The sequence below is a fragment of the Paenibacillus dauci genome (assembly GCF_000971985.1).
GTDB classification, from domain to species: Bacteria; Bacillota; Bacilli; order Paenibacillales; family Paenibacillaceae; genus Saccharibacillus; species Saccharibacillus dauci.
Map to the genome: position 1 here is coordinate 1121690 of NZ_LAQQ01000001.1, position 16313 is coordinate 1138002.

The 16313-nt window shown below is 45.7% G+C and carries 12 protein-coding genes; all 12 read right to left on the reverse strand.

Annotated features, from left to right (window positions below):
• Window positions 1-41: 41 nt before the first annotated feature.
• The 12 genes from murD to WH46_RS12335 all read right to left on the reverse strand — a co-directional run bounded on the left by murD (window position 42) and on the right by WH46_RS12335 (window position 16294).
• Window positions 42-1526 (reverse strand): UDP-N-acetylmuramoyl-L-alanine--D-glutamate ligase, encoded by a 1485-nt coding sequence (gene murD / locus WH46_RS12280; RefSeq protein ID WP_046226857.1) that lies wholly within the window; start codon window positions 1524-1526, stop codon window positions 42-44.
• 2 nt (window positions 1527-1528) lie between these two features.
• Complete coding sequence (gene mraY / locus WH46_RS12285) at window positions 1529-2497, reverse strand: phospho-N-acetylmuramoyl-pentapeptide-transferase (protein ID WP_046226858.1); 969 nt, start codon at window positions 2495-2497, stop codon at window positions 1529-1531.
• A gap of 19 nt (window positions 2498-2516) precedes the next feature.
• Window positions 2517-3908: a UDP-N-acetylmuramoyl-tripeptide--D-alanyl-D-alanine ligase gene (locus WH46_RS12290; RefSeq protein ID WP_156172281.1), complete on the reverse strand. Its 1392-nt coding sequence runs from the start codon at window positions 3906-3908 to the stop codon at window positions 2517-2519.
• Window positions 3908-5395, reverse strand: coding sequence for a UDP-N-acetylmuramoyl-L-alanyl-D-glutamate--2,6-diaminopimelate ligase (locus tag WH46_RS12295; RefSeq protein ID WP_046226859.1), 1488 nt, complete (start codon window positions 5393-5395; stop codon window positions 3908-3910). The genes WH46_RS12290 and WH46_RS12295 overlap by 1 nt, the downstream gene beginning before the upstream one ends.
• Before the next feature lie 112 nt (window positions 5396-5507).
• Entirely contained in the window at window positions 5508-7994 is a 2487-nt protein-coding gene (locus WH46_RS12300) for a penicillin-binding transpeptidase domain-containing protein (protein WP_046226860.1), read from the reverse strand.
• A 16-nt stretch (window positions 7995-8010) separates the two neighbouring features.
• Window positions 8011-8421, reverse strand: coding sequence for a hypothetical protein (locus tag WH46_RS12305; protein WP_017811798.1), 411 nt, complete (start codon window positions 8419-8421; stop codon window positions 8011-8013).
• A gap of 20 nt (window positions 8422-8441) precedes the next feature.
• Window positions 8442-9407, reverse strand: a complete 966-nt coding sequence (gene rsmH, locus WH46_RS12310; RefSeq protein WP_046226861.1) for a 16S rRNA (cytosine(1402)-N(4))-methyltransferase RsmH — start codon at window positions 9405-9407, stop codon at window positions 8442-8444.
• Between the two features lie 20 nt (window positions 9408-9427).
• Window positions 9428-9865, reverse strand: coding sequence for a division/cell wall cluster transcriptional repressor MraZ (gene mraZ / locus WH46_RS12315; RefSeq protein WP_017811800.1), 438 nt, complete (start codon window positions 9863-9865; stop codon window positions 9428-9430).
• 313 nt (window positions 9866-10178) lie between these two features.
• Window positions 10179-11030, reverse strand: a complete 852-nt coding sequence (locus WH46_RS12320; protein WP_197088274.1) for a DUF2785 domain-containing protein — start codon at window positions 11028-11030, stop codon at window positions 10179-10181.
• Window positions 11031-11149: 119 nt separating this feature from the next.
• The gene (locus WH46_RS12325; protein WP_017811803.1) at window positions 11150-12412 is read right to left on the reverse strand and encodes an adenosylhomocysteinase; all 1263 of its coding nucleotides are present in this window, start codon (window positions 12410-12412) and stop codon (window positions 11150-11152) included.
• Window positions 12413-12707: 295 nt separating this feature from the next.
• Complete coding sequence (gene bshC / locus WH46_RS12330) at window positions 12708-14354, reverse strand: bacillithiol biosynthesis cysteine-adding enzyme BshC (RefSeq protein ID WP_046226862.1); 1647 nt, start codon at window positions 14352-14354, stop codon at window positions 12708-12710.
• A gap of 170 nt (window positions 14355-14524) precedes the next feature.
• A complete protein-coding gene (locus WH46_RS12335; RefSeq protein WP_046226863.1) occupies window positions 14525-16294 on the reverse strand; it encodes an ABC transporter ATP-binding protein in 1770 nt (589 codons plus the stop codon).
• Window positions 16295-16313 lie beyond the last annotated feature (19 nt).

The following is a 16313-nucleotide window of genomic DNA, read 5'->3' on the forward strand; positions in this document are numbered from 1 at the left end:
TGGCTATACGCAGAATTACCATAGATGTATATATAAGGAATCTACAGTTCGTTGACTGCCTGCTTGAATACATTGCCCCTGATTTCAAAGGAAGAGAACATATCCCAGCTGGCGCAGGCAGGTGACAATAATACAATATCACCGGTTTCTGCAAGTTCTGAAGCTTGCTGAACTGCCTGATACACAGCTTGTTCCGCCTGATCGGTCTCCTCAATAATCCGTATCGAAGCAACCCCTGCCATTTCGGCTACTCGTGCCAACTTGTGACGGGTTTGTCCCAGTACAACCAGCGCCTTGACCTGCGACTGAAATACAGGCAGCAGATCCATATAGTCCGACCCACGATCCAATCCGCCGGCAATCAATATGATCCCTTGATCCTGAAAAGCGGATAATGCCATCATTGTTGCTTTGGCATTGGTAGCTTTGGAATTGTTATAGTAAGCCACCTCGTTATGCGTGGTTACATATTCCAGACGATGCTCTACACTACGGAAAGTGCGCAGAGTATCTGCCAGCTGCTTGGGCTGACAGCCGGCAGCGATCGAAATTGCGCAGGCTGCCAGTGCATTTTCTACATTGTAACGACCTGGAATACCCAGTTCATCCACACGCAGAATCGGTACAGCTCCCTGCTCTTCATCCCAGTACATGATCGTCCGCTCCAGATCATCCTCCATATCCGGCACATAGGATGGAGAGACATACATTGCGCCTACCGACATGCCTGACTGAGCAGACAATGCTGCGGCCATAGCTGCATTATTTCCCAGCTCCTCGTTGACAGAGAATGGAATTATGCGACCTGCCTTGATATAAGGAATCATGCTGCGGCAGTAACTATCATCCCAGTTCAGTACCGCTGTATCCTTTTCGCCCTGATTTTCAAAAATTTTGCGTTTGGACGTGACATAATCATCCATCGTACCGTGATAATCCAGATGCGTCTCGGCTACATTGAGCAGAGCGGCAATGGTTGGATTGAAATCACGCGTACCTTTGAGCTGAAAACTGCTCAGTTCTGCTACAATAATCGCATTATCTTTCTCTTCGGCTTCCACAACGGCCTGACATAGTGGAATACCGATATTACCGCCTACAATCGGATGAAGACCGCAGGCATCAAGCATTTGGCCTACCCATGTTGTCGTGGTCGTTTTGCCGTTTGAGCCCGTGATACCGATCATCGGCACATCCGAGATCCGGTAAGCCAGCTCCACCTCGGTAATCACTTCAATACCCAGATCCATTGCTTGCTGGATCGGCGGCGCGCTGTAAGGAATACCAGGATTTTTGACAAGCAGAGCGATATCCTTGTGAATCAATCCTTCCGGATGTCCTCCACAGATCACCTCGATATTCAGCTCTTCCAGTTCGGCAGCTTCCGGAGATTGTTCTCTTGGCTTCAAGTCATTGACTGTCACTAATGCGCCAAGTCGATGCAGAGCCTTGGCTGCTTCTACACCGCTGCGCGCCAGACCGATGACTACGACCGGTAATCCACGATATGATTGAGGATCATTCATCACTACAACCCCTTGCTAATATAGATTCCGAGTGCGGCCAGTACGAGACTGACTGCCCAAAACGTAATTACAACACGCCATTCCGACCAGCCTGATAATTCAAAGTGATGATGAATCGGAGCCATTTTGAATACACGTTTGCCGTTACGCGTTTTGTAAGAAACGACCTGAATAACTACAGAGAGCAATTCAACTACGAATACACCACCAATAATCAGGAACAGCAGCTCACTTTTGGTGACAATCGCAATCCCTCCGATTGCCCCTCCTATTCCGAGCGAGCCCATATCCCCCATAAATACCTTGGCCGGATGAGCATTAAATACGAGGAATCCGATAACTGCACCAATCATGGCTGCAGCACATACCGCAGCTGCCGGTGCAGTCGCCTGAATCGCGATAATCGCATAAGCGGCAAATGCAATTGCACTTACTCCTGACAACAGTCCATCCACACCATCTGTAAAGTTGACTGCGTTGGTAATCGCCAGCAGCATAATTACGATAAATGGATAATAGAACCAGCCACCCCAGTCAAACGAGAACGATGTTCCCGGAATACCAAGCGCTGTACTGTGTCCTTTTTGGATTAGCAGATAACAGATAATCGCCGAGAAAATCAGCTGCATAATCAGTTTTTGCTTGGCAGTCAGACCGAGTGAACGTTTGAGACCGATTTTGATATAGTCATCGAGGAACCCAACCAGTCCAAATCCTACGGTAGACGTCAGCAGCACCCAGAAGTTGGTGTCGATAACCGAAAATTTGATAAATACCAGAGTAGCTGCCAGGATGATCACAATACCACCCATTGTCGGCGTTCCAGCTTTTTTAAGATGAGTCTGTGGACCATCACTGCGTACATGCTGACCAAATTTAATGCGGCGTAACAGCGGAATCAATATCGGCATAGCAATAATTGATAATACAAACGATGCAGCCGCCGCTAATAACAATATTTGAAAATCCATTTTCCTACTCCTCCAGCGCCTATGCGTTGCTTATTGAATCAGGCATCAGCGCCTGTAGAACTTCTTCCAGTCTCATGCCTCTGGAAGCTTTGAATAAAATAACATCCTGTTCTCGTGCTGTTTTTTGCAGATCTTCGATCAGTTCCGGTTTGGATGTATAGGAACGAATACATTCCGGCGGCAAATGTCTCGCTGCGCCGCGGGCAATCGCCTGTCCACGCTCTCCATAAGTAAATAGCAGATCTGCCTGCTCATTCACATATTCTCCGATTTGTTCATGGTATGCCAGCTCTTCGGCTCCAAGCTCCAGCATATCGCCAAGCACAGCTATCTTGCGTTTGTACCCTTTGAGATTACCCAGTACATCAATCGCTGCCTTCATGGAGCTTGGACTTGCATTGTAAGCATCATTCAGCAGGGTGATTCCATCGCGACCCTGCAGCATTTCAATTCGCATTCCGGTCAGGCGTAGCTTGGCAAATCCCTGACGAATCTGTGCTTCACTCAGTTCATATGCCTGAGCGACCAGAATCGCTGCCATGGCATTGACCATATTATGGGCACCCAGTACCGGTAGCTTCCAGGCTTCTTCCGAAAGTGCATTGGTAGTAAAGATAGTGGACTGTCCCTGTGTCATCATTCCGGTCGCATACAGATCATTGTGCTGCTCCATGCCAAAAGTAATCTTGCGCATGTCTTGATCCGCATATTCCGGTTCCGACAGCACCTGCTGTAACAGCGGTTCATCCCCATGATATACGAGCAATCCGGATGCTTTAAGACCATGAACAATCTCCAGCTTGGCACGCGCAATCTCTTCCCGACTACCCAGCTGCTCCAGATGGGATTCTCCGATGTTGGTAATGACTGCCGTATCCGGATGAGCAATATCGGATAACAGTTCGATCTCACCCCGTGCACGCATTCCCATTTCCAGAATCAGAATCTGGGTATCTGCCGGCATCGCCAGTATCGTTAGCGGCAGACCGATGTGACTATTAAAATTGCCTTCGGTCTTATGCACACGATAGGCTTCGGTCATAAGCGCATAAATCATGTCCTTGGTCGTCGTCTTGCCATTCGAACCGGTAATACCGATTACTCTGGCTTCGGTACTCTCCAGATACGCGCTGGCAAGCTGCTGAAGAGCATTCAGCGTATTCTCGACGATTATTATATTCCCCTGGGGAGGCGTGCCATGATCAGCCTGCCATAACGCGGCAGCAGCTCCATTTGCCAGTACTTGTTCTACCAAATCATGCCCATCGACTCTCTCGCCAATAATCGGAATGAACAGACAGTTATCCTGCAGCTGTCTTGAATCAATGACGACGCCATGACAGCGTATCGATGAATCACCAATCAGCTGCCCACCGCACATTGCCGCTATCTGATCAATAGTTGTATTTATCACTTGGAAAGACCCCTTATCGCTTCTTTGGCTACCAGCCGATCATCAAAATCATGAACTTCCGTACCTACAATCTGGTACGTCTCATGGCCTTTACCCGCAATCAATAGTACATCGCCAGGCTGTGCCATTTCAACCGCTTTTTGAATAGCAGCGCGGCGATCCACAATCAGTTCGTATCGATCAGCAGCCACCTGCTTTTCACGCAGACCTGCTTCAATATCATCCAGAATGCTTACCGGTTCTTCTGTTCGGGGATTATCCGATGTAACCAGCGTATAATCACTGTATTTGGCGGCTACCTGTCCCATTAATGGGCGTTTGGTACGATCCCGATCACCACCGCAGCCAAATACCGTCAGAATTCGGCCTTCCGCAAATTCGCTAATCGTCCGAAGTACATTTTCCAGTCCATCCGGTGTATGTGCATAATCTACAATCACGGCAAAAGGCTGTCCGGCGTCTACTGCTTCGACGCGTCCATCCACACCCGGCATCTGGCCAAGACTCTCACGAATTTGTTCCAATGGCACATTCTCGATCAGTGCTGCTGTAATGGCAGCAAGTGCATTATATACGTTGAACTTGCCTACCATCTGGAGAGTCATATCTGTATTACCGCGGAACGTTTGCAAATGGAAAGTTGTTCCTCTCGCGGTAATCCGAATATTTGAAGCCTGCACATCGGCAGGCTGATCCACACCATATGTAATCACATCTGCTGCTGTTATACCGCGGAAATAATCTACGGCCGGATCGTCAGCATTCAGTACAGCGTATTTGCGCTCTGCCGGATCCGTGTCATAAGAGTTCCCCAGACGTGCAAAAAACAGCCCTTTGGCTGCCACATACTGTTCCATTGTCTCATGATAATCCAGATGATCCTGACTAATATTCGTAAAAATGGCTGTCCGGTAATCTGTTCCTTTGACCCGTCCTTGTTCCAGCGCGTGAGAAGATACTTCCATAACGCAGCACTGCACATCATTTTGAACCATCTCATGCAGCAGACGCTGAAGTTCCATCGCTTCTGGTGTAGTACGAGGCATCGGTACCGCTTTACCGTTATAACGCATTTCAATTGTTCCAATCAAGCCTGTATTGATACGATGATCATTCATAATACGCTCAATCAGGTAAGAAGTTGTGGTTTTGCCATTGGTACCTGTGATTCCAATCATATTCAGCTTACGACTAGGATATTCATAAAACGCATCTCCCAGTACAGCCATCGCGTGACGACAACTGCTAACGACCAGCTGAGGAATATCCAGCGGCAAAATTCGTTCTACCACAAGAGCAGCCGCTCCCTGGGTTATTGCCTGTTCTGCAAAATCATGACCATCTACCGTGAAGCCTGGCAGACAGATAAACAAATCCCCTGCTTTTACTTTGCGTGAGTCAATTTCCATGCCTGTAATGGAAACATCCGCAGTACCTTCAATCCGGGATGTAATAAGCAGGCTGGCCGCTTCAGATAACAACATAGCGATTCCTCTTTTCCAAAATTAATAACGATACCCGGCAGTCTTCGGATGAATAAAAGGAGGACTTCCCCTTACCGATGACTGCCGGGTTATCATAATTAGCATTAACTCATTAGTTCGTTGGAGCACCTGTAGGCTCCGGAATTTTTAGTGTGCTTCCTGACGTGCTTTTTGTTCCTTCAGTAGAATCGCCAGTACTGTTAGTACCTGCATCTGTTGAAGGAGGACCGAACGATTCAGGAGTTGTTTCTGCCGAAGTCTCTGACGACGAAGTCGATTCTTCAGTCTTCTTGTCTGTAGAACCGGTATTTTCTGCTTCGGTTGATGTTTGGTCATCACCGGCAGCTGGTGTTGCTTCCTTAGTCCCCAGCGCGTTCGCTTCCTCATCATCCACACCTGTAACAATCGCTCTCGCTGATTTGAGTGTCAGTGTAATGATTCGGCGACCATTTGCCGAAGATTCTACCTGTTCGGCTACATATCCTTGACCTACTGTGGTCACCTCGACTTTCATCAGGTTCAGAATCTCCAGCGCATCGCGCAGTGATTCACCTTTGAGATCGGGAATTTCCATTTTGGTCGGATCTTCGGTCATAAGATATACACTTTGACCCCCATCCATCAGTGCCCCTACAGCTGGATACTGCTTGACCACTTTATTGCCTGTACCGACTACTTTAAAAGTAATTCCACTGGCAATCAGTTTCTTTTTGGCAGCATCTACCGTTTTACCGGTAAGTGTAGGTACATTATAACTAACCGGTGCTGGTGCAGATGTGGCTGTTTTGGTTTTCTTCTGCGTATCGCTGTCATCGGTTGCTTTCGGTACGCCCATATAAGGGAGTGCCTGACTCACGATTTTCTTGAATACCGGAGCCGCCGCTGCACCACCACCCAGCTTGGAATCGGCAGGTTGGTCGATAACAACGATCATGGCGATTTTGGGTTTGTCTGCCGGTGCAAATCCGATAAAGGAAACGACCTGCTTGGTATAATCATATTTCCCGTTAATAACCTTGACCGCTGTACCTGTTTTACCAGCTACACGATAGCCATCAATATAAGCATGACGCCCTGTTCCAATTTCCTGGTCAGATACGACCTGTTCCAGATAACCACGTACTTTCTCCGAAGTAGCGGCATCAATAGCCTGACGCACTTCATGTACAGGTACATCTGTAGTTACACCGGTATTCGGGTCGGTAATTGATTTAACTACGTGAGGAGTTAGCACTTTACCGCCGTTTGCTACTGCCGAGACGCCTACCAGCTGCTGTAAAGGAGTAACCTGTACACGACCATGCCCGTAAGCTGCTGTAGCAACCTCTGTTTTAATATTCGGATTAAAAGTGATTGCACCTGACAGTTCACCTGGCAAATCAACTCCTGTTTTTACGCCAAATCCAAAAGCATCAATATACTTGCGTAATCTCTCTGCTCCCAGCATCTCATAACCCAGTTTAACAAACGCTACGTTACTGGAACGCTTCAGCCCCGTCAGATAAGTAATAGGACCCCAACCTACACGGTTGATATCATGAAGCGTGGTACGGCCAACTTGAATCGTACCTGATTGATACGTCGCTTCAGGATTAAATAATCCTTCTTCAACTGCACCTGCCAGAGTAATGATTTTGAAAGTAGAACCTGGCTCATACTCCGCTTTAATTCCCAGGTTTTTGAAGCTGTCATAGTTTTCTTCTGTCACTTCATTAAACTTATTAGGATCAAAAGTCGGCATATTTGCCATTGCGAGAATATCCATTGTGTTCGGATCGGCAGCAATTACCGTAATACTTTTCGGCTGAAGCTGCTTAAATGCTTCTTTCATTGCCTGCTCCGTATAATACTGAATCGTCTCATCAATCGTAAGCGTCAGATTGCTGCCATTCACTGCAGGCTTATACACATCCTGCGAATCTGGCAGTTTATCCTTTTGATTATCACGTTGATAAACAATAGAACCATCTTCACCTTTGAGCTGCTTATCATAATAAGCTTCAATACCAGCTACTGCTTCACCATCATTGTTGGTATATCCAAGGACATGAGAAGCAAGTTCATTTTTGGGATAATAGCGTTTGGTCGTTACATCCAGCTGTACCCCAACATCATAGCGTCGACCGGTTTTTTCTTTCAGCTCAGCAATCAGTGCATTCACCTGATCTGCTTTATCCTGAGGGATACGCCGTCCACCCGAATTCAGCTCACGCCATGTACGCAGCTCGCTCACTGGATTTTTGGCTGTCGGTGTTGTCATGGATGTAGCCTGCTTCTCAATTTCACTTTCATCCGTACCAAGAATTTCATGCAAACGGCTTACAATCTCATCCTTCACCCCAAGTTCCGCAATTACCTTTGGGTTAAGTCCAACATTGTAGGCAGGCGCATCCATTGCCAACTTATTGCCGTTACGATCCGTAATTGTGCCTCGAACAGCAGAAATCGTACTTTGACTGGTCCACTGTTTCTCTGCATATTTATGCCAATCTGATCCTTGGACAACCTGAATCCAGAATACACGGATGACGAGTACGGCAAAAAAGAGGGTAATGCATCCCCCTATAAATAAAGCACGAAGTTTTATTCTTTTATCCACTGCCTGATCCCCCGCTTTAGTTGTTCACTTTGACATCCGACGAGGTAGCAGCCGTTCCTTTTTCCCGCGACACCTGAATAGGTACAGTGTCTGTAGGCTCTATGTAACCCAGTGCAGCTGCACGCGCTACGATATCATTCTCCAAAAGATGTTGACGTAGCTCATTTTGTGTTGTTTGCTTCTGCAGCTGTGCGGTTGCGGTTGCCATATCCTGCGCATTTTTATTAAGTTCATAAATATACGCATAACGCCAGATAATAACACTCGCAATAGCAACGCAGAAAATAACGGTTGCGAGATAAAGCATTTTTTCCTGAATCGGCAGGGCAGAACGGCGTACAACCACTTTTGTCGTTTCACGATATTTCCGAACGACCTTCTCAGCCGGTTTTTGCTTGACTGCCAGGTTCCCACGTGTATAAGCCATGTATCCGTCTCCTTACTGTATTATTCTTGATTTTCTTTTTGCACTTTTTCGGCAACACGTAATTTGGCAGATCTTGCCCGTTTGTTGCTTGTTACTTCTTCATCAGTTGGCAGAACCGGCTTGCGATTCACCAACTTCAGCACACCGCCATTGCTTACATAAATAGGGAAGCCCTGCGGTGCTACATCTTTTTCCAGATACTCTGCAAAAATCTGTTTGCATAAACGATCTTCCAAAGAATGGAAAGTAATAACAGATACACGTCCACCCGGTGCCAGACAGCGCACGGATTGATGAAGTGCTTCTTCAAAAGCACCCAGCTCATCATTCACAGCAATTCGCAGCCCTTGAAAACTACGCTTTGCAGGATGTCCGCCTGTTCTTCTTGCTGCCGCGGGAATACCTTCCTTGACTAGTTCTGCCAGTTCCCCTGTTGTCTCGATCGGCGCTACATTTCTCTGCTTCACGATAACTTTGGCAATCCGTTTTGAAAACTTTTCTTCGCCATATCGATATAGTATGCGGGCGATTTCTTCTTCAGGCCAGGTATTCACAATAGTCCATGCTGTTAGTTCGATGGATTGATCCATCCGCATATCCAGCGGAGCATCGTGATTATAGCTGAATCCCCTGTCAGCATCGTCGAACTGAGGTGAAGAAACGCCAAGATCGAACAGAATGCCGTCTACCTGCGGTACTCCATCTTTGACCGGCACCCCAGCTTCCAAAAGCTTTTCCTCCAGATGACGGAAGTTACTTTTGATCAGAGTGACTTTGTCTTCATATGGTGCCAATACCGCTTTGGCATTATTTAGTGCAGTATCATCCTGATCAAAAGCAATCAGTCGACCTCCTGCTCCCAGTTCAGCTGCAATAACCGAACTATGTCCTGCTCCCCCGAGCGTACAATCGACGTAAATACCATCAGGTTTGACCTGAAGGGCTCTTGTCGCTTCTTCTTTTAATACAGTGATGTGATGAAACAAGATGTAAACCTCCTAGACGATTACAGATCAAGATCAAAATCAACCAGCTTCTCAGCAATTTCGTTAAATGATTGTTCTGATTCGTTATAATATTGTTCCCAAACGGATTGGCTCCAAATCTCTACCCGGTTGGAGACACCAATAATTACACATTCTTTCTCCAGCCTGGCGTACTGCTTCAAATTAATCGGCAGATTGACACGCCCCTGCTTGTCCCATTCTCCTTCCAGCGCTCCCGAGAAAAAGAAACGCGTGAAAGCACGGGCATCAGCTTTCATAAGCGGTAAAGATTTAAGCTTTTGTTCCAGGAGAGACCACTCCTCCATGGGATAAACGAAAAGACAATGGTCCAGACCACGAGTAACAACAAAAGATGGACCCAGAAGTTCGCGAAATTTAGCTGGAATAATAATCCGGCCTTTATCGTCAATGTTATGCTGATACTCACCCATGAACATTGGCGGCTCACTCCTTTTACCCATTGTTCCCCACTATGTACCACTTTCCTCCACCTATCTAGCATAATAGATTCGCCGTATAAAATCAAAACCCTTCTTTAAATGTCAATTTTTTTTGCAAAAACTCATCTTTTTTTAAATCTTTATGTAAATCAGCATCTTGTTTTGCAAAAAAGCACGTAAAAAGCCCGACTTTTTTATATCGGAAGTATCGTTCTTTTTGCTTAGTAAATTGCTTGAACATTTTTTACGATGATTCTATTACATCATTTATTTTTTAGGGATTGAATAGTCCCGCTTAAGATAAAGGGCATCAGCTTATGTAGCTTTGCATGAAGGTATGTAATCTGTCTTCAATCACTCTAGCTGTGCAACTGAATTCGTTACGCTTATGTATACGGAAATAAAGACTGCCCAAGAAGCTTTTGATATTAAATATGATTTTATATTCTTCATTCCATACTTCTGTCTTGTCCCAGATCAGAAAACGACCGATCCAGTTTTCAATCTCTTTATCGGATAGCTTGTTTTGAGTAATCAGACTTACCACTGCCGTCACTAATCTTTCTTCCTCCAGATTCGTATAAACCACTTGCTTCGTACATATCGCATTTTTTATTGCATCCAAAAACCGCATACTCTGCTGAGCAGAAAGATGATTGCAAACAGATATGGCATGTATAGCATCGGCTGTATGCGCCAAAGCATGAGCCCATCCTTTATTTTCTACAAATCCTCTTAAATCTTTTTCTTCTTTGATATAAAGCAGTATTTTTTCCTGGATCTCTGTTAATTCGTTAGGCTGCATAAATGCTTGCTGCTTATTTCTTTCCAACAGTAATGGAATGAATAGCACAGAGAAAGAGCGAGTAAAAACAGTATCATTATTCTTTTCGCCTATTCTGTAGAACATATGCGTAGTGTCCATAATCGTATTCTTGATATGCAGCATGATCTCAGCAGAGAGCTGTCCACTCGTAATCCATCTTGCAAAAGTCATATAAATAAGATTATCCCGTAATTCACTATCTATTGTTCCTATGTTGTTTAATAACGATTCTATACAGTTTGGCATCACAACACTACATTCTAGAAAAGAGAATTCTTTTTGTCCAAAATTCTTTAGTCTGGATTTCAATAAATATTCTTCATCGTTAAGAGTCATACGTAACCTTCCTTTCAACCTGTAATTTACATAGAAATGGATAATATATTTGCTGTCATCGCAGACAAACATATTATCCATCTCCATTAATTATAAGCTATCCAAATCGGTATAGAAATTTAGGACCAGCTATCCAGATAGGATTTCTGCGCATCGCTCAGTACATCGATATCGATTCCGAGACTTTCCAGTCTGTAGCGTGCTACCTGCTCATCCAGTTCATAAGGTACATTGATAACTCCAGCACCCAGCTGTTCGTAGTTCTCGTTTACGTAACGCAGCCCTACTGCTTGCAGAGCAAATGTCATATCCATAATTTCAGCCGGATGACCGTCTGCTGCTCCCAGATTTACCAGGCGTCCTTCAGCCAGCAGATAAATGCGGCGTCCATCCTGCATTTTGTATTCTTCGATATTTTTGCGGGCTGTACGAATCGATACCGCGCGTGCAGCCAGATCAGGCTTGTTCGCTTCTACATCAAAATGGCCTGCATTACATACAATAGCGCCATCTTTCATTACATCGTAATGTTCGCCTACAATCACATCTTTGTTGCCGGTTACAGTGATGAAGAAATCGCCCAACTGCGCCGCTTTGATCATTGGCATTACGTGGAATCCATCCATGTGGGCTTCTACCGCTTTGATCGCATCCACTTCAGTTACGATAACATTGGCACCCAGTCCTTTGGCACGCATAGCTACACCTTTACCACACCAGCCATAACCGACTACAACAACAGTTGTGCCTGCGATCATCAAGTTAGTCGTACGGATAATACCATCAAATACCGACTGACCCGTACCATAACGGTTATCGAACAGATGCTTGCAGTACGCGTCATTAACAGCGACCATCGGCAGCTGCAGCGTACCTTCTTTTTGCAGGGCTTTGAGACGGATAATGCCGGTTGTTGTTTCTTCTGCACCACCACGAATACCTTCCAATAGATCCGGACGTTCGCCGTGCATCAGGGTAATCAGGTCTCCGCCATCATCGATAATCAGATCGGGACGAGTCTCCAGAGCATGCAGGACCAGACTCTTGTACTCGGCAGGTTCAGGATTATACTTTGCAAAAACAGTGATTCCATCTTCGACTAGCGCTGCACATACATCATCCTGTGTAGACAATGGATTACTGCCGGTAATCGTCACTTCTGCTCCGCCTGCCTGTACCACTTTGGCCAGGTAAGCCGTTTTGGCTTCCAGATGCAGACATATCGTTACTTTCAGTCCCTTGAAAGGCAGATCACGTTCAAATTCTTCACGAATCCGGTTCAAGACCGGCATATGGGAAGATACCCACTCAATTTTACGGTGGCCTTCCGGAGCAAGCGCCATATCGGCAACAATGCTGTTTTGAAGGGATGGTAATGTCATATTCATTTCTCCTCTGCATATAGATAATTCCAGCTCATTATTATAACCCACTGATAGTTCCATTTAAAGGCATACCTATCCAAGAAGCAATCTTTATTTGCTGCAGCCTGTCGGCTCGCTTTGCATTCTGCTGATCAAGTATATGCTTTTTCAATATGGCTGCTCATATAAAAATAGAGCACCTCCCGTGAGAGTGCTCCATTTTTCTTGTTCAATGATATATGGATAATGAAGATTCATAAGAGTAAACAAACCGCTTTTTACAGCTAGTAATCCACTCTAATACATTCTGCTCTTACATATAAATTAATCGATGTCCGCCATCCAGATCCGGTTCAATACCGAGTAGCTGATCGAGCCACTGCTCACCATAACGACCAAAATAATAATAGCTGTTGATTGTCCGCTCCTGCGGCTTGCCAAATGGATAGAGAGAGTGAGCAATACGATCCAATCTGCGCAAACCTACTTCATGCTGCTTCGCTACGGCATTGCTACTCTTGCGATGCAGATATTCGATTTGTGCTTCGATCTTGTGCTGATTGGTCGCGGCAATATGAGGCAATGAAGGATCAACCTCGCCCAAAGACTCAATAAAAGGCATATACATCTGATCAAACTGGCGTCTAAGTTCTGCAAAACGCTCATCCAGATGATAATCTTCTTGTTCGGACAACCATTGTGCTCTAACTTCATCAAACCGCTGACGTACATCATCAAAAGAAAGACCAAACTGTTTCATCAGCATCTGGATTTTCTCTTCTACCATGGTAAATGACATTCGCGGCAAAATCGGCGGCATCTGCAAATTAAGTACTTCAAATGCCTGATGGGTAAGTGCCCAGTACGCAATTTCCCCCGTACCCAGAATCGTACTCAGTACCGGGAATAGAGATTCCTGCATTAACGGACGGGTCAGTACATTATTACTGAATCGCTCCGGATGCTGTTCCAAAATATCCAGAAGTTCATCCGGTGTAAACGTCACAAGACCTTTACGATCCGTGAACATACCGTCACGCTTGAACAGCAAAATTCGTTCATTTGTATAAATCTCATCACTATGAATATAGAAAAGATTGGCACTGTCCTCTGCTACTGTCGCTTGTTCTTCATAACCAAACGTGCGAACTTTCTCTGCTGCAGCCAGATAAGCCTGAGTAAGCTCATCATTTTGCTGAATCATTTGACGGAATACGGGTACTTCAAGACGACGCAACTGAGCATCATCCGAATCCAGCAGTACCACACCAAAGCGGCCGAATAAACGTCCCAGCTGCTTGGCAAAGGCATGACTCAGATTATCTGACTGCTCCATACACTGATGCAGTTCCTGAATCCATTCGCTTTTGTGCTCGCTGTCCGGCAGCAGGCTCTCAAATTGCTTCAGAACCCCTTCTGTATGACTGCGATCAATAGCGGTACGACTAACCGGTGAATGGCCACCACGCTCATGATCCATACGGATTTTAACTGCCTGTCCATCACGATCCGGCAGGTACGTATGGTTTACTTCATCCCAGTCATGATCTTCTCCAGCAATCCAGAATACCGGAACAACCGGACGGTTCAACCTGGCTGCCGCTTCACGAGCACCAAGAATCAGAGTAACTACTTTATAAATCACCAGCAGTGGACCTGTAAATAATCCACTTTGCTGACCGCCCACCATCGTTAGCGTCTCTTCCTGCCGTAGCAGTTGCAGTGACTTTTGCACTTCTTCATGATTATTGTGTACAAGGTTATACGGCTCCAGACAATCTACTAACGCTCCACGATCCATCCGGGAGTGCTTACTCTGATCCAGCCACGCTGCCCGCTGAGCCCACGTCTGCGGATCAGTAACCTTCATATTATACAAGCTGCTTACCGATGCAAAATCATTGATATACCGCTCTGCCAGCGGCTGATTCGCAGGTAGCCTCTCCGGGACTACATTCATGGGGTAAGGTCCTCCTCATCGTTGTTACTTATTGTAACTTCTATACCTTATATGATTGTAACGAAAGTATAGCCGTTTAGTCAAAGAAATCAGCATACTTTTTTACTTTTTGAAATAAAGAAAAAAACCGCCATATATTATGACGGTTTTTATATAGTGCAGAAGCTGATTTAAGCCAGCGATTGAGCTACCCAGTGCCCAGGAGATACTTCCATCAACTCGGAATTTTCCAAATTGAAAGGATCTTTTGGTGCGCCAGGATTAGCAGACTCTACAGGAACCTGCTGCTCATCCGGAAGCAGAATTCTGCGTTTGTTCACTTCAACATCCGGGTCAGGGATCGGAATCGCAGATAGCAGTGTTTTGGTGTAAGGATGCAGCGGATTCGCATACAATTCTTCACTTTCCGCCAGTTCTACAATTTTACCCATATACATAACTGCTACACGGTCACTAATGTGCTTAACCATGGACAGGTCATGGGCAATAAACAGATAAGTCAGACCCAGACGCTGCTGCAGTTCTTCCAGCAATTTAACAACCTGTGCCTGAATCGATACGTCCAGTGCGGACAGCGGCTCATCACAGATAATGAATTTTGGATTAACTGCCAGAGCGCGGGCAATCCCGATTCTCTGTCTTTGACCACCGGAGAATTCATGTGGATAACGGGTAGCATGACTTGCGTTCAGTCCAACCATATCCAGCAGTTCTTCTACGCGTCTTTTACGTTCTGCACGGCTTCCCGCCAGACCGTGGATATCCAGCGATTCGCCGATAATATCCATAACATTAAAACGAGGGTTCAAAGATGCATAGGGATCCTGGAAGATCATCTGCATATCTTTACGCATCGCTTTCATTTTACGTGGAGACAGGCTGAAAATATCCGTTCCGTTAAATTTAACGCTTCCTCCTGTTGGCTCATATAAACGAAGCATAGTACGACCTGTTGTCGACTTACCACAACCGGACTCACCAACCACTCCCAGTGTTTCGCCTTCATAGATTTTGAAGCTGATATCATTTACGGCTTTGAGAACGTTACCTTTGCCCAGGTTGAAGTGCTGACGAAGATTCGACACTTCTACCAATGGACGAGTAGGATCAAGACCTGCAATAGCAGATACCATCTTAGGTTTTTTCGGCTCATCCAGACGAGGCAATGCATTCAGCAGACGCTTGGTATACGGATGCTGTGGATTTTTGAAAATTTCGGATGTTGTACCTGTTTCTACAACATCGCCTTCTTTCATAACTACCACACGGTCACACATGCCGGCTACAACACCCAGATCATGCGTGATCAGGATAATCGATGTACCCAATTTTTGCTGCATATCTTTCATCAGATCCAGAATCTGGGCCTGAATCGTAACATCCAGTGCAGTAGTAGGCTCATCCGCAATCAGCAGGGATGGACGACATGCCAGAGCGATAGCGATCATCGCACGCTGACGCATACCACCCGAGAACTGGTGAGGATAATGGTTAAAACGAACTTCCGGGTTTTTGATACCAACCAGTTTGAGCATTTCCAGTGCCGATGCTTTGGCTTCTGTAGAAGACATTTTCTGGTGCTTGCGCAATACTTCCGTAATCTGTTTGCCGACTTTGATGGTCGGGTTCAGGGAAGTCATCGGATCCTGGAAGATCATACCGATATCTTTACCACGGATTGTTTCCATTTGTTTATCGGTTTTATGAAGCAGGCTCTCGCCCAGGAAAGTGATTTCTCCACTTTTAATCTTAGAAGGCGGAGAAGGAATCAGACGCATAATCGTTTGAGCTGTTACACTCTTACCACTACCGGATTCCCCAACAATACCCAGCGTCTCTCCTTTGCCAATTTCAAAATTGACATCTTTTACGGCATTAAATTCGCCTGCACGAGTACTGAAAGACACGCTCAAATTCTTGACTGTTAAGATTTTCTCCACTTAGCCCACCTCCTATAGA